This window comes from Burkholderia sp. ABCPW 11, assembly GCF_001523445.1.
Classification (GTDB): domain Bacteria; phylum Pseudomonadota; class Gammaproteobacteria; order Burkholderiales; family Burkholderiaceae; genus Burkholderia.
In genome coordinates, this window is the sequence record NZ_LOVM01000094.1 from 93520 (window position 1) to 115710 (window position 22191).

A 22191-nucleotide genomic window follows, 5' to 3' on the forward strand; every position below is an offset into this window, starting at 1 on the left:
TCGCTCCGCTTCTCGTTGGTAGGGACTGCTTGCTGCCGGTCAGGGCCGGCGATTGCGCAACTGGTCGATCCACACCGTGCCCAGGATCACGACGCCGATGATGATCTGCTGGATGAAGCTCGACACGCCGTTCATGTTCAGGCCGTTGCGCAGCACGCCGATCACGAACGCGCCGATCGCCGTGCCGGAAATCGTGCCGACTCCGCCCATCAGCGACGTGCCGCCGATCACCGAGCTGGCGATCGCGTCGAGCTCGTACATCACGCCCTCGTTCGGCTGCCCGGTGACGAGCCGCGACATCAGCACGCAGCCGGTCACGCCCGCGAGCGCGCCGGACAGCACGTAGGTGAACAGCTTCACGCCCTGCACGTTCACGCCCGACAGCCGGGCCGCCTCCGCGTTCGACCCGACCGCGTAGATATGACGGCCGAGCGCCGTTCTCGACAGCAGGACGGACACCACGACGAACAGCACGACCATGATCACGACCGGATACGGAATGCCGGGAAAGGTCGTGTCGGGGAACCCGTCCGCGCCGATGCGCGAAATCCGCAACAGCGAGCCGTTGCCGAGCGCGCCGAACGCGTCGCCGAGATCCGATACCGGCCGCGCGCCCGTGATCTGCAGCGCGATGCCGCGCGCGACCAGCATCATGCCGAGTGTCGCGATGAACGGCGGCAGGCCCATCTGCGTCACGCAGATGCCGTTGACGAGCCCGCACAGCGCGCCGACCAGGATGCCGGCCGCCATCGCGGCGGGCACCGGCACGCCGGCCTTGACCAGCAGCGCCGCGCACACGCCGGCCAGCGCGAGCACCGAGCCGACCGACAGGTCGATGCCGCCCGTGATGATCACGCAGGTGGCGGCCACGCCCAGATAGGCGATCGACGTGACCTGCAGGCCGACCGTCATCAGGTTGTCGACCGAGAAGAACGCCGCGCTGGAGATCGAGAACGCGAACACGAGCACGACGAGACTGCCCAGCGCCGCGAACTTCTGGATCAGGTCGCGCCGCCGCTGTCGCGCCGCCCGTTCGTCGGCCTGGCTTCGATCGGATGTCATTTCAAGCATGGGAACGCCCCGACGCGTAGTGCATGATCTCCTCCTGACTGGTGTGTTTCGTGTCGAGCAATGCGGTCAATCGACCTTCGTGAAAAACGGCGATCCGGTCGGTCATGCCGAGCAGCTCCGGCAGTTCCGAACTGATCAGCACCACGCCGACGCCGTCGGCGGCGAGCCGGTCCATCAGCCCGTAGATCGCGAATTTCGCGCCGACGTCGATGCCGCGCGTCGGCTCGTCGAAGAACAGGATCTTCGAGCCGCGGTAAAGCCATTTGCCGATGACGACCTTCTGCTGGTTGCCGCCGGACAGGTTGCGCACGCGCTGATGCACGGACGGCGTGCGAATCGCGAGGTCCTGCACGTAGCGGCGCGCCACGTTCAATTCGTCGTCGAAGCGCAGGAACCCGAGACGCGACGCGATGCCGCGCACGTTCGCGAGCGTGAGATTCGCCGCGACGGGCATCGACAGCGCGAGCCCCTCCGTCTTGCGGTCCTCCGACAGATACGCGATGCCGTGCCGGATCGCCTCGCGCGGCGAGCGGATCGTCACGGGCCGGCCGTGCAGCGCGATCGTGCCGCCGTCGGGACGGTCCGCACCGAAGATCGCGCGCGCGATCTCGGTGCGCCCGGCGCCCATCAATCCCGCGAAACCCAGGATCTCGCCGCGGCGCAATACGAACGACACCGGCCCGAACACGCCGTCGCGGCGCAGGTCCCGCACGTCGAGCAGCACGTCGTCCGTCGGCGCCGACTGCCGCGACGGATAGGCGTCGTCGAGCGAGCGTCCGACCATGCGCGCGACGATGTCGTCGATGCTCACGTCGGCGAAATCGTCCGTCGAGATATGGCGCCCGTCGCGCAACACCGTCACGCGATCGACGATCTGCGCCATTTCGTCGAGCCGGTGCGAGATATACAGAATCGCCACGCCGTCGGCGCGCAGTTCCTCGATGATGCGAAAGAGCTGCACCGTTTCCGCTTCCGTCAGCGACGACGTGGGTTCGTCCATGATCAGCACGCGCGCATCGAGCGACAGCGCCTTCGCGATCTCGACCATTTGCTGCTGCGCGATGGACAGCACGCCGACCTTCGTCGTCGGCGCGACGTTCAGGCCGATTCGCGCGATGCAGCGCGCCGCCTCCGCGTTCATGCGCGTCGTATCGACGAACGGCCCGCGCCGCGGCTCGCGTGCGAGGAACAGGTTCTCCGCCACGCTCAGGTGCGGGACGAGATTGAGCTCCTGGTGAATGATCGCGATGCCGGCCGCCTGCGCTTCGGAGGCCGAACGAAAGCGCACCGGCGCGCCGCGATAGCGAACGACGCCCTCGTCGGGGAGGTACTGACCGCTGATGATCTTCATCAACGTGGATTTGCCCGCACCGTTTTCGCCGCACACCGCATGCACTTCGCCGCGGCGCAGGTCGAGGCGAATGCCGTCGAGCGCCAGCACGCCCGGAAAGCGCTTGCGAATCCCTTCCAGGCACAGGATCTCCCGGTCCGCTTCGTCCTGGACGACCTGATCGGGCAGATTGCGAGGCAATGCCATTGCGTCTCCTTGGGGTGGATCGACCTCGGCATCCTCTGGTCAGTCCAATTTAGACGAATTACAGCAATCAAACCAATTTTGGTCAAGCCAATTTAACTATTCACATCCGATCTTACCAATGGTGAAAACCCGGACATCGGGATCGACGGGCCGCCACACTGGGCGAAGCGGCGCGCGTGATAGACTCCGCGACACGCGCTTGCGCCGAAAGCGCATTGATCCCACTGCATCGGATGAAATCGACAGAACCCAAGCGGCTTTACCAATCGGTCGCGGCCCAGATCGTCGCGTTGATTCGCCAGGGCGAGTTCGCGATCGGCGAGCGTCTGCCGCCGGAACGCGAGCTGGCGCTGACGCTCGGCGTCTCGCGCCCGTCGCTTCGCGAGGCGCTGATCGCACTGGAAATCGGCGGCCAGATCGAGATCCGGATGGGCTCCGGCGTGTATGTGCGCGACACGGCGGCCGATGCGGTCGGCCCGATGGCCACGCTCGGCGACAGCCCGTCGGAATTGATGCAGGCCCGCGCGGCCGTCGAAGGCAGCGTCGCCGCATTGGCCGCCGCGCGGATGACGGCCGCGATGCTCGAGCGCCTGCGCCGCACGGTGCAGCGCATGAAGCGGCTCGCGGAGGCCGGCAAATCCCCGGTCGAAGCCGACCGGCAGTTCCACATGCTGATCGCGGAAGCCGCCGGCAATTCGGTGCTCACCCGCTTCGTCGGCGAGCTGTTCGACAGCCGCCACGACCCGATCGCGACGGCCATGCGCGGCCACGCGGAGAATCCTCAGACCTGGACCGCCGCCGTGCGCGAGCACGAGGACGTGCTCCTCGCGTTGCAGGCCGGCGATCCGATCGCCGCGCAGACGGCGATCCGCGCGCATCTTCGTGCGTCAGAAGCGCGGTGGATCGAAGGCGGGCTCAAAGCCGATCCGGATTGAGCGCACGCGCTCGCCGCACGCGTCGGCGAGCGCGTCGTCACGCGAGGCCGGCCTGACTTCCGTCCCTGCCTTCCCCTCATTGAACGGCTGGTAACACTCCGCTTCCCTTCCCCCGCCTTATCTCCAAATTACGATTGCAAATGCCTCTCATTTGCATTAAATTGCCGCGCAAATGTACTGTTTGGAACACCGATGTCGGCGCGAGGCCGCCCGCCGTGCCCGAACGCGAAACACACCAAAAAGGGAGGAGTATGAGCAGGAGGAACTGGGCGGCCGCACCGATGGCCATCGTCGTCGGCACGGCCGGCATGGGCGCCGCCGACGCGCAGGAAGCGGCGCTGCCGACCATCGAGGTGTCCGCGCAACGCGCGACGGCGCCGTTTCGCACGCGCGAATCGACGAGTGCGACGCGTAGCGAGGCGGACGTGATGGAGATTCCGTTCGCGGTCAGCAGCGTCGATACGAAGCTGATCCAGACGGTGGCCGCCACGCGCGGCGACGATCTTTACGACTGGGTCGCGGGCGTCTCGCGCCAGAACAACTTCGGCGGCCTGTGGGACAACTACGCGGTGCGCGGCTTCGCCGGCGACGGCAACACGTCCGGCACCGACTATCTGGTCAACGGCTTCTCGTGGAATCGCGGGATGAGCGTGCCGCGCGACACCGTCAACCTCGAGCGCATGGAAGTGCTCAAGGGGCCGGCGTCCGCGCTGTATGGCCGCGGCGATCCGGGCGGGATCATCAGCTACACGACGAAGCAGCCGCAATTCGCACGCGCGAACACCATCGGCGTGTCGGCCGGCAGCTACGGCGCATTGCGCCAGACGCTCGATTCGACCGGCCCCGTCACGAAATCGCTGGCGTACCGCTTCGTCGCGATGAACGAGAACAACGGCAGCTTTCGCGACACGGTGTCGAGCAAGCGCTACCTGTTCTCGCCATCGTTCACCTGGGACATCGGCGCCGACACGACGCTCCACTACGAGTTCGAGAGTGCGCGTCAGCGCGCGCCGCTCGATCGCGGCGTGCTCGCGGTCAACGGGCAGCTTGGCGCGATCCCCGCGTCGCGCTTCCTCGGCGAGCCGCGCGACGGCGACTACGACGTGCGCAACACGGGCCACCAGTTCACGCTCGAGCATCGCATTGATTCCAGCTGGTCGATCAATGCCGGCGTCGCGCAACGCAACACCGACCTGTCGGGGCGCTCGTCCGAAGCCTTCGCATTGCAGAAGGACGGCCGCACGCTGTGGCGCCGCTACCGGCAAGTCGCGTTTCACTCGAACGACCTGCAAGGCCGCCTCGAGACGGCCGGCTCGTTCCGCACGGGCGGCATCGGCCATACGCTCGTGATGGGCGTCGATGCGTACCGCTTCAACTACGACCAGTTCGTCACCCGCTCCACACCGACCGCCGCCGCGCCGTATGCGATCGACATCTTCGATCCGGTCTACGGCCAGCCCGCGCCGACGCCGCGCACCGCGACCAACCTGCTCGAACGCGACGACGGTCAAGGCGTCTACGCGCAGGACACGCTCGCGTTCGGGCCGCACTGGAAGATCCTGGCCGGGCTGCGCTGGGATCGCTTCCACCAGTCGATCGACAACCGCCTGAAAGGCGTGACGACGAGCCAGTTGCAGACTGCGGTGAGCCCGCGTCTCGGCGTCGTGTACGAAATGAGCCCGGCATTGTCGCTGTATGCGAACACCGCGTATTCGTTCCGGCCAAACAACGGCGCCGACGTCGGCGGCCGTGCGTTCGATCCCGAAAAGGGCCGCGGCTACGAAGCCGGCGCGAAATGGGCGGGCACACGCTGGCTCACGACCGTCTCGGCGTTCTACGTCACCAAGCGCAACGTGCTCACCGCCGATCCGGCCAATGCCGGCTTCTCGCGCGCGGCCGGCGAAGTGCGCAGCCGCGGCGTCGAATTCGAATGGAGCGGCGATCTCGGTCACGGCTTGCGCGGCATCGCCAACTTCGCGTACGTCGACGCCGAGGTCACGCACGATACCGTGCTGGCGCCCGGCTCGCGCCTCGTCGACGTACCGCGGTTGAGCGGCAGCGCGCTGCTCATGTACGAGACGACCCTGCCGTTCGCGGACAAGGCCGGCGCCGGTGCCGGCGTGATCTACGTCGGGCGCCGCGCGGGCAACACCGCCAACACGCAGGACGGCTTCGAGCTGCCGGCCTATGCGACCGTGCAACTCAACGGCTATCTTCAGGTCAACAAGCACCTGCGTGCGTCGGTCGTGCTGAACAACCTGTTCAATCGCACGACCTACGTCAGCTCGTACAACAGCCTGTGGGTCACGCCGGGCGCGCCGCGCAGCCTGTTCGCGTCGCTCGCCTACTCGTTCTGAGTCGCGCGTGGCGGCTGACCGGCATCGCGCGTCAGCCGCCAACCACGAACCGCGCGCCCAGCGCGAGCAGCAGCGCCGGCGGCATCACGCACGCCCCGACCGCGAGGAACGTACGGAAACCGACCTGCAGCCCTTCGCGCCGGATCGCCGCCAGCCACAGAATCGTCGCGAGCGAACCGGTGACCGACAGGTTCGGGCCGAGATCCACGCCGATCAGGATCGCATCGACCACCGTTCGCGGACTGTGCGCGGCCTGGACCGTCGAGCTCGCGATCAGCCCGGCGGGCAGATTATTGACCCCGTTCGACACCAGCGCGACCGCGACGCCCGCCGCCGCCGCGGCGACGTGCTCGCCGCTTTGCATCAGCGCGTGCAGCAGCCCCGTCAGGACGCGCACCGCGCCGGTCCGGTCGAGCGTCTCGACGACGACGAACAACCCCGCGACGAGCGGCAGCATGCTCCACGAAATTCCGCGAACGATCGGCATGCATGCCGCACGATCACGCATCGCCACGCACGCGACCGTGACGCCCCCCGCCAGTGCGGTCGGCAATCCAAGCGGGCAATCCAGGACCGATACCACCATCAGTGCGACGGCCGTTACCGCGATGCCCGCCAGCGCGATGCGGCCGCCGCGCGTCAGCGGCTGCACCGGCAGCCCCGACTCGCAACCGCCGGAAAGCGCACGTCGCTGCACGATCCGCAGCATGACGAACGTGCACGCGATCGATGCGACGGACGGCGCCGCGAAGTGCGCGAGCCATGGGCCGAGCGACGGCATGTGCGCGCCGTACAGCACCAAGTTCGCCGGATTCGAAATCGGCAGCACGAAACTCGCGGCATTCGCGACGAGCGCGCAGCTGTACAGCAGCGGCATCGGGTCGGCCTTCGCGCGGCGCGCGGCGGCAAGGACCGCGGGCGTCAGCACGACGGCGGTCGCATCGTTCGACAGGAACGCCGTGGTGACGACGCCGACCCCGTAGATCAGCGCGAACAACCGCCGCGACGACCCCTGCGCGAGATTGACGACGTGCGTCGCGACCCAGTCGAACAGCCCCTCGCGACGGGCCGCCTCGGACAGCAGCATCATGCCCGTCAGAAAGAGGTACACGTCGCCGCCCTTCGCGACGGCGTCCAGCGCCTGCGCGACGGGCAACAGGTTCAACACGACCAGCAGCAGCGCGCCGCTCACGGCCCAGATGGCCTCGGGCCAGCCGAACGGACGCGTGATGACGCCCGCGGTGGCGAGCGCGGAAATCAGCCAGGCAAGCGAAACAGGATTCATGGGCAAGTCGACAACGGCATGAGAATCGAAACGGCTTTCAAGACGACGTCGCCGACAAGTCGGCGGGTTTGCCGCACACGCTGCTCAACGAGCGCGCATGACCGAGCCACAGCGCGAGCGAGCCCGTCGACACGGCGCCCAGCACGACGAACGCGGCCGGATAGCCGAAGTGCTGCGCGAGCACGCCGCCCAGCACCGGGCTGAGCGCCGCGCCGATACCCTGCGCGGTCGCGACGGCGCCCTGCCCGGCATTCACGCGGCCGGACCCATGCAGCAGGCGAACCACGAGCGCGGGCACGACGACGCTTTGCAGGCCGGCGCCGATACCGTCGAGCACCTGCACCGGCCACACGCCCGCTTCGCTCATCCACGCCGCGGCGACGACACCGCGCACCGGCAGCACGAGGTACGAGAACAGCAGCACCCGCCAGTAGCCGTGCGAGCGAATCAGCCGGGGCGCGAGCCAGGCCGCCGCGATCATCACGCACTGCGCGATAACGATGGTCTGTGCGGTGAACGCGCTCGGGTTGCTGCGCTGCGTGACGACGACACCCATCCCGTAGAGCGGCAGCATCGCGGCGTTGCCGAGATGAAACAGCGCGAGCGACGCACCGAGCAGAACCAGCGGCCGGTTCCCCGCCAGCGTGCGCAGGCCGCCGACGCGCGACGCCGACGCCGCGTCGAACGCATGCGAATGCGCAGCATCCGTTCCCGGTGCGGCGGCAGGATCGAGACCACGTGCGCTCGCATGATCGATCGCGTGCCCGGGAATCGCCAACGTGCTCGCAATGGCGAGGACCGTAAACACGCCGACGAGCGCAAACACCGCATCGAATCCGACATGCCAGCCGAGCCATCCCGCGAGCGCAGCACCGGCGACGTTGCCGGCGTGGTTCGCCATCTGGTTGCGCCCGAACTGCCGGTCGAACCCCTGCCGCCGCACGATGCCGAGCGTCACGCCCGCGACGGCCGGCGCCAGCACCGCGCCGCTGACCGCCGCCAGGATCTGCGACGCCGCCACCGCCGGATAGCCGCGGACGAACATCAGCGCCAGCGACGCCAGTGCCGTCGCGGCGGCCGCGACGACGATCAGCGCCCGCTTGGCGCGCACCGCGTCGACGAGCGCGCCGGCCAGCGGCGTCGCGGCCATCGCGGCGAGCCCGGCCAGCGTCATGACCGTGCCGATCGCATCGGCGCCCCAGCCGCGCGACAGCAGGATGACGCCGATGAACGGGCCGATGCCGGCTTGCACGTCGGCCAGGAAGAAGTTGAGCGCTTCGAGCGCGCGTGCCGGCCTCACGGTCACCTCAGCGTCGCGCGTTCATTCGGCGTCCGCATCGACGAGTTCGGCGATCTCGTTCACGTCGAGCGTCGTGCCGTGCCGCGTGACGACGCCGTGCCCCCACGCCTGCACGTGGATACCGGGACGCAGATAATCGTGCAGGGCGTCAGTCGCATGCGGCGGCACCCGCAGCGCGACGCCGCTCGTCAGCACCGCGCCGTTCAGCTCGCCTTTCGGGCCGTGCAGCGCGAACGCGACTTCGCCGCTCGCTTCCATCGGTTCCCGTGCAGCGTGCGTCGGCTTCGGCGGCGCGGCGTGCGCGGGCCCGTCGTCGACGATGTCGACGCCGTCGCGCCCGGTCAGTTGCACGGCCGCGATCATCGCCGCGCGCCGCGGCTTGACGCCCCGCACGCGGATGCGGTCGCCGACCGCGACATGGCGCGCCAGTTCGCGGCCCAGATGCGGCGGCACGTGAACCTGCAGGTCGCCGTTCAGGATCAGGCCGTCGATTTCTCCGTGCGGGTCGAGCAGGAACTGCGTGACGCGGCCGCGCGTTTCGGGAAGACAAGCGGGATCGATCCAGTGCATGACAGGACTCCTTTCGATGGATGGGAGAACAACGTCGCGCGATCAGCGCGCGACATCGTCATGAAGATTCACGACATGGCCGCCGTGCCACGCCGGTAGTCGCAGGTGGTATTCACGTCGATCATCCGCGCGCGGCGCCGGCGGCACCTGCGCGACACTGACCGTTGCGACGGCAACGAGCGCGGCGGCGTAGAGCGTGCGATACGACCGGCGAGCGGCGGCGCGGCACGGCGGCCGCGCTCGGACGACAGGCAGGGCTTCATGACGGCTCCGGCGACGGGTTGCGATGCATCGATATTTGCAACACCCGTGCCAACCCGGGAAGCATCGCGTGGCCGTGCACCGGACGGCGACACACACCCAACCTGTCGGATTTCCCGACACGTCGCCTCACCGGATGTCGCCGATCCCGACAGTCGAAACCGCGCGATCAGTCGTCGCGCTCGATCCCGAGATTCGCCATGCGCGCATAGAGCGACTGGCGGCCGATCCCGAGCTGCCTCGCGGCTTCCGCGCGATTGCCGTTCGCGCGCTCGAGCGCATGCACGATCGCCGCGCGCTCGACGGTCGCCAGCGCCTCGGGCAGCGGCATGTCGAGCAGGTGGGCCGGCACCGCATCGGCGCCCGGCTGGCGTGCCGGCACGACGGCCAGGCCGAGATCGGCCGCGCTGACGGCCGGCCCGGGGGCGAGCGCGGCCGCCCGCTCCATCACGTTGCGCAGTTCCCGAACATTGCCCGGCCAGCGATGATCGAGCAGTGCGCGCTGGGCGTCGTTCGTCAGGTGCAGCGAGCGCGTGCCTGCCGCGTTGCCCAGGAAATGCGCGGCCAGCGGCAGGATGTCCGCCACACGCTCCGCGAGCGGCGGCAGGTGCAGCGGAATGACGTTCAGCCGATAGAAGAGATCTTCGCGGAACGTGCCGTTCGCGACGGCCGCGGCGAGGTCGCGGTGCGTCGCCGCCACGACGCGAATGTCGATCGCCGTCGCGCGATCCGCGCCCAGCGGCACCACTTGGCGCTCCTGCAGCGCACGCAGCAGCTTGGCTTGCATCGCGGCGGGCATGTCGCCGATCTCGTCGAGAAAGAGCGTCCCGCCGTCGGCCTCGACGAGGCGCCCCGCGCGATCGGCATGCGCCCCCGTGAACGCGCCGCGACGATGCCCGAACAACTCGCTTTCGAGCAGATCGGCCGGGATGGCCGCGCAGTTGACGGCGACGAACGGCCCCGCATGCCGGGCCGATGCGGCATGCAGCACGCGGGCCGCCACTTCCTTGCCCGTGCCCGTCTCGCCGGTCAGGAGCACGGTCGCGTCGCTCATCGCGGCCCGGCCGATCTGCTTTTGCACGTCGCGCATCGCCGCGCTCACGCCCAGCAACCGCGGTCGGTCCGCTGCAGGTTCGCCCGCGAAACCGCCGCCGGATGGCGCCGGCGCGGGCGGCTGATGCGCCGACACGATGCGTTCGAGCAGTTGCGCGATGTCGCGACGCCCGATCGGCTTCGTCAGGTGATCGAATGCGCCGAGCCGCATCGCTTCGATCGTGTTGTCGCTGGTCGCATGGGCCGTCAGCATAACGACCGGGATCGCGGCCAGCGCGGGATCGTCGCGCAGTTGCGCCAGCACGGCCAATCCGTCCAGATCCGGCAGGCGGAAATCCAGAAAGACGCATTCGATGTCGCCGCCGTCGCGCAGCGCACTCAGTGCCGCCCGGCCGGATGCGGCCTCGACGGCTCGATGACCGAGATCGGCGAGCGTTTCGGCGAGGCTGTCGCGAAAGGCCGCGTCGTCGTCGACTACGAGGATGTTTGCCATGGAATTTCAATCACGAATGCGGCGCCCCCGTCGAGGCGCGCGTGCCCGCCGTGCGCCGCCGCCACTTCGCGGACGACGGCAAGACCGAGGCCCGTGCCATCCGCGCGGCCTGTCACGAAAGGCTCGAAAATCCGCTCGCGCTGCGCGACCGGCACGCCGGGGCCGCTGTCCGATACGGTGATGCGCAGCCAGTCGCGCCCGGCGAACGCGCGCCGCTCGGCGGCGAGCGTGACCGCGCCGCCGTCGCCTGCATGGTGCAGCGCATTGAGCAGCAGATTGTCGAGCGCCCGCCGCATCTGGTCGGGATCGAAAGCGGGAAAATCCGACGGCCGCGCGAGCCGTTCGCCCTGCGTCGCGAGCGACAGCGTCAGGTCGATCGCTTGCCGCTGCGCCAGCTCGCGGTGCGCGTCGACGACCTGCGCGAGCCACGCGTCGACGTCGACACGCGTCGCAAGCGGGCGCACCGGCTGCGTCAGCGCGAGCAGGCTCGACAATTGCGCATCGATGCGCTCGATCTGCGCGAGGATCACGCGCAGCGCGTCCTGCTGCCGCCGGCCGTCGCCGGCCAGCGCGTTTTCCGCCTTCAGCCGCATCGCGCCCATCGGATTGCGAATCTCGTGCGCGACCTGCGCGGCAAGCTTGCCCAGCATGCCGAAGCGCTCGGCCTGCGCGAGGCGCGTGCGCAGTTCGTCGGCCTGCCGCTGCAGCAGGTCCGCGCGCCGCGCCCGCTCGTTGAACGCATCGATGACGCGGTCGAGATCGGGTTCGCCGACGTACGGCAGGTGATGCTCGCGACCGTCGGGCCCCAGCCCGCTCTCGATCCGCGCGAGATTACGCTTCCAGCGGCGCAGCGCCACGGCCAGCGCCGCCGCGATCGCCAGAATCACGGCGAGCACGGCCGCGAGGCCCGTGGCCAGCAGCTCGCCGTGCCGGCCCAGCGGCGGGCGCGCACGTGTGAGCATCCACACGAACAGCCCCGATCCGCCGCGTACCGGGCAGGCCGCCGCGATCACGGCATCCTGCGCGCCTTCGACGACGTTCGCCGTCGCGGCATGGGTCGCGGCCGCGGCACGCAGCGTGCGGAGGATCAGCGGCGTTTCCGCTTCCGGAACGTCGCGTTTGACGCCGCTGCCCTGGTAAGTGGGAAAGGAATACGCGAGAAAGCCGCTCGCCGCGGGGGCGGCGCCGGGCATCCAGAATCCGCCTTCCATATCGGGCGCACGCGAGAGCACGATGTCGAGGATCGCGTGCATCAGCTCCGGGGCAGGCCCGGCGCCCGCCGACGCCAAAGACGCGCCGTAACGCGACGCCACCGCTTCGCAGGCCGACGCGCCGGCGGCCTTCGCGCTGGCCACCTGCTGGCTCTCGGCGGAACTCGCCGTGACCCAGACGACCGCGACCAGCGTCGCGCACAGCGCCGCGACGAGTGCCCAGAGCATGACGAGTTGGGAGGAGAACGACGGACGCTTCATCGGATCGGGCTGGCGGTCGAGGACGACAGAATAGCGTATTGCCTGTCATGCGCAGCCGCCACGGCTGCGACGCATCGCACCGACGGCCAGCCGGGCCGGATCGGCAACGGCTCGCCGTGGAAAGCCGCGCGAAAGCCCCGGGCGCTAGACTGCCCTCGGTCCAGCGTCCCGCCCGACACTTCCCCGTCGAGCCCCCATGCGCGCCCGTTCCGCTCGAACCTTGTCCGCCGTCCCGTTCGCCGTCGGCACACTCGTCGGCACGGCCTCCGCCAGCCATGCATGCGAAGTGCCGCCCCCGTGCGGACGATCGACCCACCCGGCTACTACGACGACCCCGCCGGCCATGCGCGCGACGTGAAGCCGATGCGCGGCCGACACGGCTTCGTCACCGCCGGTTCGACCGCGACACCACGTCGATCCACACCGCCAGCACGAGCACCGCGCCCTTGACGATCATCTGCCAGTACGCGTCGACGTCCAGCATCGACATCCCGTTGTCGAGGCTCGCCATCACGAGCGCGCCGATCAGCGCGCCGTAGACCGTGCCCGACCCGCCGCGCATCGACGTGCCGCCAATGAAGCACGCGGCGATCGCGTCGAGTTCGCCCATCGAGCCGGCGGACGGCGACCCGGCCGCGAGCCGCGCCGTGTTGACGAGGCCGGCAAACGCGCACATCAGCCCCATCAGCGCGAAGATCACGAGCTTCACGCGATCGGTGTCGACGCCCGACAGCCGCGTCGCCTCCAGGTTCGAACCCACCGCATAGATACGCCGGCCGAACACGGTCTGCGTCGCGATCCACGAGAACACGCCGAGCAACACGAGCAGCAGCAGCACGGGCACCGGAATACCGCCGTAACGATCGAGCGTCGCGACGAAGGCGAACAGCACCGCCCCGGCGCCGACGATCTTCGCGACGTCCTGCCACAACGGGGCGACCGCGAGCCGGTAGCGCCGCCGCGTGCCGCGCTGCCGCACCACCAGCAGCGTCGCGACCGCGAACAGCAGGACCGCGAGGCCGTCCCCGGCCAGGCGCGGCAGATAGCCCTGCCCGATGAACACGAAGCCGTCCGACACGGGCGCGATCGTCGAGCCGCCCGTCACGCCGAGCAGGATGCCGCGAAACGCGAGCATCCCGCCGAGCCCGACGATGAACGACGGCACGCGCCGATAGGTCGACCACCAGCCGTTGAAAAGCCCGATCAGCACGCCGAGCGCGAGCACGGCCGGAACCGTCGCCGCAACGGGCCAGTGGCGGTTGACGTCGAGGATCGCGGCGACGCCGCCGAGCAGCCCGAGCAGCGAGCCGACCGACAGGTCGATCTCGCCCGCGATGATGACGAACACCATGCCGCACGCGAGCATGCCGGTGATCGACATCTGCCGCAGCAGATTCGATACGTTGCGCGGCGTGACGAACGCGCCGTCCGTCAGCACCGAGAAGAACGCCCAGATCGCGACGACCGCGAACAGCAGCGCGAGCACCTTGTAGCGCGTGAAGACATGGCGCAACGCCAGCCGCGGCGCGCGGCCGTCCGGACGCCGCGCGTCCGCATCCGGCGTCGCCGGGGTCGAGGAAGAAAGTTCGGAATTCATATCGCACTCGCTGCGGTGGGTTCGGCGGGCAGCCGCGCGGGCTTCAGCGCGGCGCCGAGAATCTGTTCCTGCGTGAGGCCCTGGTTGACGAAATCGCCGCGCAACTCGCCTTCGCCGATCACCAGCACGCGATCGGCCAGGCCGAGCACCTCCGGCAGTTCCGACGACACGACGATCAGCGCGACGCCGCGCTTGGCCAGCGCGAAGACGAGCCGGTAGATCTCGGCCTTCGCGCCCACGTCGACGCCGCGCGTCGGCTCGTCGAGGATCAGCACCTGCGGCTCGGTCAGCAGCATCTTCGCGAGCACCGCCTTCTGCTGATTGCCGCCCGACAGGCTCGCGATCGACAGGAACGGATGCGCGGCGCGCACCGACAGCCGCTGCATCTCGGTGCGGATCGCGTCGAGCTCGGCGGCCGCGTCGATCCGCCCGCGCGCCGCGAAGCGCTGCAGCACCGCCAGCGTGATGTTGTGGCCGACGCCGAGCTGCGGCACGATGCCGTGGCGCTTGCGGTCCTCCGGCACCATCGCGATGCCGGCGCGGATCGCGTCGGCCGGCGAGCGGATCGACAATGGCCGGCCGTTCATCGTCACGCTCGCCGTGCACGCGCCCGGATACGCGCCGAAAATCGCCTGCATCAACTCGGTGCGGCCAGCGCCGACGAGTCCGGCCACGCCGAGAATCTCGCCGCGCCGCACGCTGAACGACACGTCGTCGACGCGCTTGCGGCGCGCGTTCGTCACGTCGCAGCACGTCACGTGGCGCACGTCGAGCACGACGTCGCCGATCTCGTGCGGCTCGCGCGGATACAGGTCGCGGATCTCGCGGCCGACCATCATCGCGATGATGCGGTCGGTGGTCAGCGCGGCCATCGGCTCGGTTGCGACATGACGTCCATCGCGGATCACGGTGACCGTGTCGCATACGGCCGCCACCTCGTCGAGCTTGTGCGAGATGTAGACGCACGCGACGCCGCGGCGCTTCAGGTCGCGCACGATGTCGAGCAGGATGCGCGTCTCCGACGCGCTCAGCGACGACGACGGTTCGTCGAGGATGAGCAGCTTCGCGTGCTTGTTCAGCGCCTTCGCGATCTCGATCAACTGCTGGTGGCCGCCGCCGTAGTTCATCACCGGCTGCGCGACGTTGATCGTGTCGATCCGCAATTCGTGCAGCAGCTCCTCGGCGCGCCGGACCATCGCCGCGAAATTCATGCGCCCGCCCGGCAGCGTGATCTCGTTGCCGAGGAAGATGTTCTCGGCCACCGACAGCTCGGGCACGAGCATCAGCTCCTGATGGATGATCGCGATGCCCGCGCGCTCGGTGTCGCGCACGCCGGAGGCCGTGAGCGGCGCGCCTTCCCAGCGGATCTCGCCGTCCCATGTGCCGTGCGGGTACACGCCCGACAGCACCTTCATCAGCGTCGACTTGCCCGCGCCGTTCTCGCCACACAGCCCGACGCATTCGCCGGGCCGCACGGTCAGGTCGATGCCGTCGAGCGCCTTCACGCCGTCGAATGCCTTGACGATGCCGCGCATCGTCAGCAAGGGTTCCGTCATTCGTTCATGCCTCGCAGTAAGCGCGGCCGCCGTCGCGGCGACCGCGCGTCGCGCCCGTCGTACGCTTACTGGCTCGCCAGTTGGGCCTGGGTATAGAAGCCGTCCTTCACGACGACGTCGACGTTGCGCTTGGTCAACAGCGTCGGCTGCAGCAGCACCGTATCGACCTTCTTCTTGCCGTTGTCGTATTGCGCGTTGAACGCGGGCTTCGTGCCCTTCGCGAGATCGACCGCGAGCTTCGCGGCTTCGCTCGCGATCAGCTTCAACGGCTTGTAGACGGTCATCGTCTGCGTGCCGGCGATCACGCGCTTGACCGCGGCCAGATCCGCATCCTGCCCGGACACCGGCACCTTGCCGGCCAGATGCTGCGCGGCGAGCGCCTGGATCGCGCCGCCGGCCGTGCCGTCGTTCGATGCGACGATCGCGTCGATCTTGTTGTTGTTCGCGGTCAGTGCGTCCTCGACGATCCGCAACGCGGTCGACGCGCTCCATTCGGGCACCCACTGCTGGCCGACGACCTTGATGTCGCCGCGGTCGATCGCGGGCTTGAGCACCTTCAGTTGTCCTTCGCGCAGCATCTTCGCGTTGTTGTCGGTCGGCGCGCCGCCCAGCAGGAAATAATTGCCCTTCGGCTTCGCGTCGAACACGCCCTGCGCCTGCAGCTCGCCGACCTTCTCGTTGTCGAACGAGATGTACGCGTCGACGTCCGCGTCGAGGATCAGGCGATCGTACGACACGACCTTGATGCCGGCCTTGCGCGCTTCGGCGACGACGTTGCCGAGCGTCTTCGAGTTGAACGGCACGATCACGATCACGTCGACGCCGCGCGAGATCAGGTTCTCGATCTGCGAAATCTGCCGCTCCTCGCTTGCATCGGCCGACTGCACCGACACCTTCGCGCCGAGCTTCGTCGCGGCCGCGACGAAATAGTCGCGATCGCGCGACCAGCGCTCGACGCGCAGATCGTCGATGCAGAAGCCAATCTCGGGCTTGTCCTTGCTCGCGTGCGCGAGCGGCGTGCCCAGCGCGAGCATTGCCAGCGCGGCGGCGCCGGCAAGCGAACTCAATACGGTACGACGCGTCACGGATTTCATGTCTCCACTCCTTGTTATGGAACCACCTCACGAACCGCGGGCGGCCGCCGGATTGCACCGCCCGCATCGAGTCACGGCAACGTGCGTCACGCGCCCGTCGCAAACACCGGTTCGAGCGCACGATACAGCGCGCGAAACGTCGGCCGCCGCACATCGCGATACCACGCGTGCCGCGCGGGATCGGGCTCGCGCACCGCGACGACCGGCGGTTGCGGACACACGTCGGCGAGCGCCGCATCCGGTTCGAGCGCGAGATGCGCGAGGCGCGCGGCGCCGAGCGCCGGCCCCACCTCGCCGCCCGCGCGCAGTGTCAGCGCACGGCCGCTCAGGTCCGCGAGCATCTGCGTCCAGTACGCACTGCGCGAGCCGCCGCCGATCACGGTGATGCCGTCGGGCGCGAGCCCGGCCGCATGCAGCGCGTCGATGCCGTCGAGCAGCGCGAAGCCGACGCCTTCGAGCGTCGCGTTCGCGAGATCCGCGCGCCGCGTGTCGGGCGTGAGCCCATAAAACACGCCCTTCGCGTTCACGTCGTTGTGCGGCGTGCGCTCGCCGCTCAGGTACGGCAGGAACCACGGCCGGCTCGCGCGTGCGTTCGTTTCCGCATCGTCGAGCAGCGCCGCGACGCCGTCGTAACCGGCCAGTTGCGCGGTGAAGTCGACGCAGCCGGCCGCGTTCAGCATCACGGACATCAGATGCCACGTGCCCGGCAGCGCATGACAGAAGCTGTGCACCGCCGATTCGGGATTCGCGCGGAACCCGTCCGACACCGCGAAATACACGCCCGACGTGCCGAGCGACAGCAGCGCGTCGCCGGGCCGCACGATCCCGACGCCCACCGCGCCGGCCGCGTTGTCGCCGCCGCCGGCCACCACCGGGATCTCGCGCAGGCCGAGCGCCCGTGCGACGGCCGGCAGCAGCGTGCCGGTGATGCGATTGCCCTCGAATACGGCCGGCATCTGCGCGCGCGACAGCCCGCAGGCGGCGAGCAACGTGTCGTCGTAGTCGCGCTTCGCGACGTCGAGCCACAGCGTGCCGGCGGCGTCCGACGGATCGGTCGCGAACGCGCCGGTCAGCCGGTAGCGCAGATAATCCTTCGGCAGCAGCACGTAGGCGATGCGCGCGAACACGTCGGGCTCGTGACGGCGCACCCACAGCAGCTTGGGCGCCGTGAAGCCCGGCATCGCGATGTTGCCGGCCACCGTGCGCAGCGCGGGCGCGAGCCGTTCGAGTTCCTCGCACTCGGCATCCGCGCGGCCGTCGTTCCACAAGATCGCGGGGCGCAGCACGTCGCCGTGGGCATCGAGCAGCGTCGCGCCGTGCATCTGTCCGGTCAGGCCGAGTGCATCGATGTCGCGCGGGTCGATGCCGGCAGTGCGCGCATCCGACACGAGTGCGGCGAGCGCGCCGCATGCGGCGTCCCACCAGTCGCGCGGCGCCTGCTCGGACCAGCGCGGCTGCGGCCGGCTCACCGCGAGCGCGCGGCTCGCGCTCGCGCGCACCGCACCGTCGCGGTCGAGCAGCACCGCCTTCACGCCCGACGTGCCGAGATCGAGTCCGATGTACATGGCGTCAGCGCAGCCCGTAGATCGCCTGGTTCACGATGTTCTCGAGCCGCTCCTGCGCGCCGCTTGCATGCCGCGGGTCCACGCCCCGCGCGAGCGCGTCGGCCGCCAGCGACTCCAACGTATAGCCGCCCGACAGGATCTTGCGGCCGAACTCGCTGTCCCACTGCGCGTAGCGCTGCCGGCGCAGTGCGTCGAGCCGGTCGTTCTCGACCAGCACCGCCGCGCGTTCGAGCGCGAGCGCGAGCACGTCGATCGCGCCGACGTGGCCGTAGAACAGGTCTTCCGGATCGATGCTCTGGCGCCGCACCTTGGCGTCGAAGTTCATCCCGCCGGTCGTGAAGCCCCCGTGGCGCAGAATCTCGTAGAACGCGAGCGTCAGTTCCTCGACGCTGTTCGGGAACTGGTCGGTGTCCCAGCCGTTCTGCGGATCGCCGCGGTTCGCGTCGACGCTGCCGAACACGCCGAGCGCGAATGCGTTCGCGATCTCGTGATGGAACGAATGGCCCGCGAGCGTCGCGTGATTCGCCTCGATGTTCACGCGGATTTCGTTCTGCAGCCCGTACTGCACGAGGAAGCCGTGCACCGTCGCCACGTCGTAGTCGTACTGATGCTTGGTCGGCTCCTGCGGCTTCGGCTCGATCAGCAGCGCGCCCTTGAAGCCGATCCGGTGCTTGTGCTCGACGACCATCGACAGGAAGCGGGCGAACTGGTCGCGCTCGCGCTTCAGGTCGGTATTGAGCAGCGTCTCGTAGCCTTCCCGTCCGCCCCACAGCACGTAGTTCTCGCCGCCGAGCCGGTGGGTCGCGTCGAGCGCATGGCGCACCTGGGTCGCGGCCCACGCGAACACGTCGGGGTTCGGGTTCGTCGCGGCGCCGGCCGCGAAGCGCGGGTGCGAAAACAGGTTCGCGGTCCCCCACAACAGCCGCACGCCGGTTGCCTGCTGACGCTCGGCGAGATAGTCGACCATCCGCGCGAAATTGGCCGCGTATTCGCGCAGGCTGTCGCCTTCCGGCGCGACGTCGGTGTCATGGAACGTATAGAACGGCGTGCCGAGCTTCGTGAAGAACTCGAATGCGGCGTCGGCCTTCATCCGCGCGCGTTCGAGCGCGTCGCCGGGCTGTTGCCAAGGCCGTTGAAACGCGCCCTGCCCGAAGATGTCGTGACCCGGCCACACGAACGTGTGCCAGTAGCAGACCGCGATGCGCAGATGCTCGGCGAGCGTCTTGCCCAGCACGCGTCGCTCGGGGTCGTAATGGTGATAGGCAAGCGGGTTGTCCGACTGCGGCCCTTCGTAGCGAATTGCGGGAATGTGTTCGAAATACGACATGGCGTCTCCGTGCAGGTTCTTGTTGCAGCGCAACGCACGTCGGGACGACGCACGCGGCCGAATTCGTTGGCTGGATCGTGCCCGCACGCCTGCCGGCCGGCAATTGCGAAATTGCGCAGCACGCTTGATGTTTCTTGCCAGCCGCGTTCGCGCGGCGCACGTTCCGTCCTACAATCGCCGTACACCAAACTACCGCGCGCCGCCCCCGCGAGCGCGCCCCGGAGACAACGGCACGGCGCCCCGATGCGCTCACCCGACACCGAGATGACACGCGCCCCATCCGCCCAGACACCGCACCGCATCGCGCTGCTGTTCAACGCGAACAAGGTCTACGACCGCGAGATCATCAGCGGCATCGGCCAGTATCTGCACACGACGCGCGTCGTGTGGGACCTGTTCCTCGAAGACGATTTCCGCTGCCGGCTCACCGGGATCGAGCGTTTCGACGGCGACGGCATCATCGCGGACTTCGACGACCCCGCCGTCGCCGACGCGCTCGCCGGTTCGCCGCTGCCGATCGTCGCGATCGGATCGTCGTACGAGGATCCGGCGCAATACCCGGACGGCGTCCCATATATTGCGACGGACAACCCGAAGCTCGTGTCGCTCGCCTACACGCATCTGATCGGGGCGGGACTCGCGCATTTCGCGATGTACAGCCTGCCGGTCGCGCAGGAGAACCGCTGGGCGCAGCAGCGCGAACTGGCGTTCGACCGGCTCGCGCGTGCGGACGGGCTCGACGCGCCGATCTACCGCGGGCTGTCGACGAGCGCGTCGGGCTGGAATCACGCGATCGAACAACTGGTCGGCTGGCTGCATGCGCTGCCGAAGCCGGTCGGCGTGATCGCGGTGACCGACGCGCGCGCGCGGCACCTGCTGCAGGCGTGCCTGATCGCCGGCATCGCGGTGCCGGAACAGGTGGCGATCATCGGTATCGACAACGATCCGCTCACGCGCACGCTGACGCGCATTCCGTTGTCGTCGGTGATCCAGGGCACCGAGGAAATGGGCCGCACCGCCGCGCACCTGCTGCACCGGATGCTGCGCGGCGCGCGCTTTCCCGGGCAGCGCATTCTCGTGCCGCCGGTCGGCATCAACGTGCTCGAATCGACGCGCCATCAGCCGCTCGCGAGCCCGCACGTGATGCGTGCCCGGCATTTCATCCGCCAGTACGCGTGCCAGGGCATCAAGACCGAACAGGTCGCCGACTATGTCGGCGTATCGCGCTCGCTGCTCGAGGAGCACTTCCGGCGCGAACTGCAGCGCACCGTGCACCAGGAGATCCTGCGCCACAAGCTCGAAGCCGCGCAGGCGCTGCTCGCCAGCCGGCAGGCGTCGAGTGCCGAAGTCGCGATCCGTTGCGGGTTCACGTCGCTTCAGTACATGTACGCGGTATTCAGGCGCGAACTCGGCTGCACGCCGCGCGAATATCAGGAACGCGCGGCCGCCACGAACTGACGCCCGCCGCCCATCCGACATCCACTCATGCATATCGATACCGATTCCTCATACCTGACGCCCGGCGTGGCGCGCGTGCATGCCGAGCCGTGGGGCGCGTTGCCCGACGGCGAGCCCGTGCGGCGCTATACGCTGCGCAACGCGCACGGGATGCGCGTCGTCGTCAGCGACCTCGGCGCGACCGTCGTGTCGTGGCTCGCGCCCGACCGCACGGGGCGCTTTGCCGATATCGTGCTCGCGCACGACACGCCGGCCGAGTACCTCGAATCCGGGGTCTATCTCGGCGCAACGATCGGCCGATGGGCGAACCGGATCGCCGGCGCGCGCTTCACGCTCGACGGCGTCGACTACCTGCTCGACCGCAACGAGAACGGCAACCTGCTGCACGGCGGCGCGAACGGTTTTCATCGCGCGCGGTGGGACGTGCTCGACGATAGCGGCGGGCTGACGCTGCGGCTCGATTCGCCCGAAGGCGACGCGGGATTCCCCGGCAACGTGAGCGTACAGGTTCGCTACACGCTCGACGACGACGGTACGCTGACGATCGACTATACGGGGTGGACCGATGCGCCGACACCGCTGAACCTGACGAATCACAGCTACTTCAACCTGAACGGGCGCGCAGGCAGCGACGTGCGCGGCCATCTGCTGCACATCGACGCCGACGCGTTCCTCGAAGTGGACGATGCGCTGATCCCGATCGGGACGGCCGACGTGACGGGCACGGCGTTCGATTTCCGGCAAAGCGCGCCGCTCGGCGCGCGCCTCGACTGGCCGCATGCGCAACTGGCGCGCGCACGCGGCTTCGATCACTGCTTCGTCGTGGGCAACGGTGCACGCGAGGTCCGGCCCGTCGCACGGGTCTACGATCCGGAGAGCGGCCGCGAGTTGATCGTGTCGACCGATCAGCGCGGCCTGCAGCTCTATACGGGCAACTATCTCGACGACGTGCGCGTGAGCGGCGGCACGCGGTGCGCACGACACGCGGCGCTGTGCGTCGAGGCGGGCGGCTTTCCGGATCAGGTCAACATGGACGGCCTGCGCGACGAAGCGATCGTGCGTCCGGGCGACGTCTATCGGCAAACCACCCGGTATCGGGTGGGGGTTCAGGCATAGGGCGCGCACGGAACGCGCGAGCCGCGTCGTCGCGCGTCAGGCGGCGTCGGCGTCGCGCCGGGCGACTACCGCTCCGCCACGGCATGCGGGCCATCGTGGCGGCTGATCGCCCCTCCGGTTCGCATCATCTCGATGCCGATCGGG

The 22191-nt window shown here is 69.0% G+C and carries 16 protein-coding genes; 4 read left to right on the forward strand and 12 right to left on the reverse strand.

Going from position 1 to position 22191, the window contains the following annotated elements; all coding sequences use genetic code 11:
* Positions 1–39: 39 nt before the first annotated feature.
* Together WS61_RS30835 and WS61_RS30840 are read right to left on the reverse strand one after the other, a co-directional pair.
* Positions 40–1071: an ABC transporter permease gene (locus WS61_RS30835; protein ID WP_059506241.1), complete on the reverse strand. Its 1032-nt coding sequence runs from the start codon at positions 1069–1071 to the stop codon at positions 40–42.
* Entirely contained in the window at positions 1064–2608 is a 1545-nt protein-coding gene (locus WS61_RS30840) for a sugar ABC transporter ATP-binding protein (protein ID WP_059506243.1), read from the reverse strand. The genes WS61_RS30835 and WS61_RS30840 overlap by 8 nt, the downstream gene beginning before the upstream one ends.
* A 233-nt stretch (positions 2609–2841) precedes the next feature.
* Here WS61_RS30840 and WS61_RS30845 point away from each other — a divergent pair, with 233 nt between their 5' ends.
* A complete protein-coding gene (locus WS61_RS30845; RefSeq protein ID WP_034209092.1) occupies positions 2842–3543 on the forward strand; it encodes a FadR/GntR family transcriptional regulator in 702 nt (233 codons plus the stop codon).
* A 251-nt stretch (positions 3544–3794) separates the two neighbouring features.
* Entirely contained in the window at positions 3795–5900 is a 2106-nt protein-coding gene (locus WS61_RS30850) for a TonB-dependent siderophore receptor (RefSeq protein ID WP_059506245.1), read from the forward strand.
* A gap of 31 nt (positions 5901–5931) precedes the next feature.
* Here WS61_RS30850 and WS61_RS30855 read toward each other — a convergent pair whose 3' ends face one another.
* From WS61_RS30855 to xylA, 10 genes are all read right to left on the reverse strand, one after another.
* The gene (locus WS61_RS30855; protein ID WP_059506247.1) at positions 5932–7185 is read right to left on the reverse strand and encodes an arsenic transporter; all 1254 of its coding nucleotides are present in this window, start codon (positions 7183–7185) and stop codon (positions 5932–5934) included.
* A 37-nt stretch (positions 7186–7222) separates the two neighbouring features.
* Positions 7223–8485 carry an MFS transporter gene (locus WS61_RS30860; protein ID WP_059506316.1) on the reverse strand — a complete coding sequence of 421 codons (1263 nt, stop codon included), beginning with the start codon at positions 8483–8485 and terminating at the stop codon, positions 7223–7225.
* Positions 8486–8506: 21 nt separating this feature from the next.
* On the reverse strand, positions 8507–9055 hold the full coding sequence (locus tag WS61_RS30865) for a hypothetical protein (protein WP_059506249.1): 549 nt from the start codon (positions 9053–9055) through the stop codon (positions 8507–8509).
* A gap of 430 nt (positions 9056–9485) precedes the next feature.
* Positions 9486–10862 carry a sigma-54 dependent transcriptional regulator gene (locus WS61_RS30875; RefSeq protein WP_059506253.1) on the reverse strand — a complete coding sequence of 459 codons (1377 nt, stop codon included), beginning with the start codon at positions 10860–10862 and terminating at the stop codon, positions 9486–9488.
* Positions 10844–12334, reverse strand: a complete 1491-nt coding sequence (locus tag WS61_RS30880) for a PAS domain-containing sensor histidine kinase (protein ID WP_059506255.1) — start codon at positions 12332–12334, stop codon at positions 10844–10846. Before WS61_RS30880 ends, WS61_RS30875 begins: the two co-directional genes overlap by 19 nt.
* 385 nt (positions 12335–12719) lie before the next feature.
* Positions 12720–13931 carry a sugar ABC transporter permease gene (locus WS61_RS30885; protein WP_059506257.1) on the reverse strand — a complete coding sequence of 404 codons (1212 nt, stop codon included), beginning with the start codon at positions 13929–13931 and terminating at the stop codon, positions 12720–12722.
* The gene (gene xylG / locus WS61_RS30890) at positions 13928–15487 is read right to left on the reverse strand and encodes a D-xylose ABC transporter ATP-binding protein (RefSeq protein ID WP_059506259.1); all 1560 of its coding nucleotides are present in this window, start codon (positions 15485–15487) and stop codon (positions 13928–13930) included. Before xylG ends, WS61_RS30885 begins: the two co-directional genes overlap by 4 nt.
* A gap of 65 nt (positions 15488–15552) precedes the next feature.
* Positions 15553–16581 carry a D-xylose ABC transporter substrate-binding protein gene (gene xylF / locus WS61_RS30895; protein WP_059506261.1) on the reverse strand — a complete coding sequence of 343 codons (1029 nt, stop codon included), beginning with the start codon at positions 16579–16581 and terminating at the stop codon, positions 15553–15555.
* 86 nt (positions 16582–16667) lie between these two features.
* Complete coding sequence (xylB, locus tag WS61_RS30900) at positions 16668–18146, reverse strand: xylulokinase (protein WP_059506263.1); 1479 nt, start codon at positions 18144–18146, stop codon at positions 16668–16670.
* A gap of 4 nt (positions 18147–18150) precedes the next feature.
* Positions 18151–19473, reverse strand: a complete 1323-nt coding sequence (gene xylA, locus WS61_RS30905; protein ID WP_059506318.1) for a xylose isomerase — start codon at positions 19471–19473, stop codon at positions 18151–18153.
* A 264-nt stretch (positions 19474–19737) separates the two neighbouring features.
* On the opposite strand from xylA, the gene WS61_RS30910 reads away from it, so the two are divergent.
* Both WS61_RS30910 and WS61_RS30915 read left to right on the forward strand, forming a co-directional pair.
* A complete protein-coding gene (locus WS61_RS30910; protein WP_059506265.1) occupies positions 19738–20931 on the forward strand; it encodes a DNA-binding transcriptional regulator in 1194 nt (397 codons plus the stop codon).
* Positions 20932–20958: 27 nt separating this feature from the next.
* Positions 20959–22047, forward strand: a complete 1089-nt coding sequence (locus tag WS61_RS30915; RefSeq protein WP_059506267.1) for an aldose epimerase family protein — start codon at positions 20959–20961, stop codon at positions 22045–22047.
* The last annotated feature ends 144 nt before the right edge of the window (positions 22048–22191 follow it).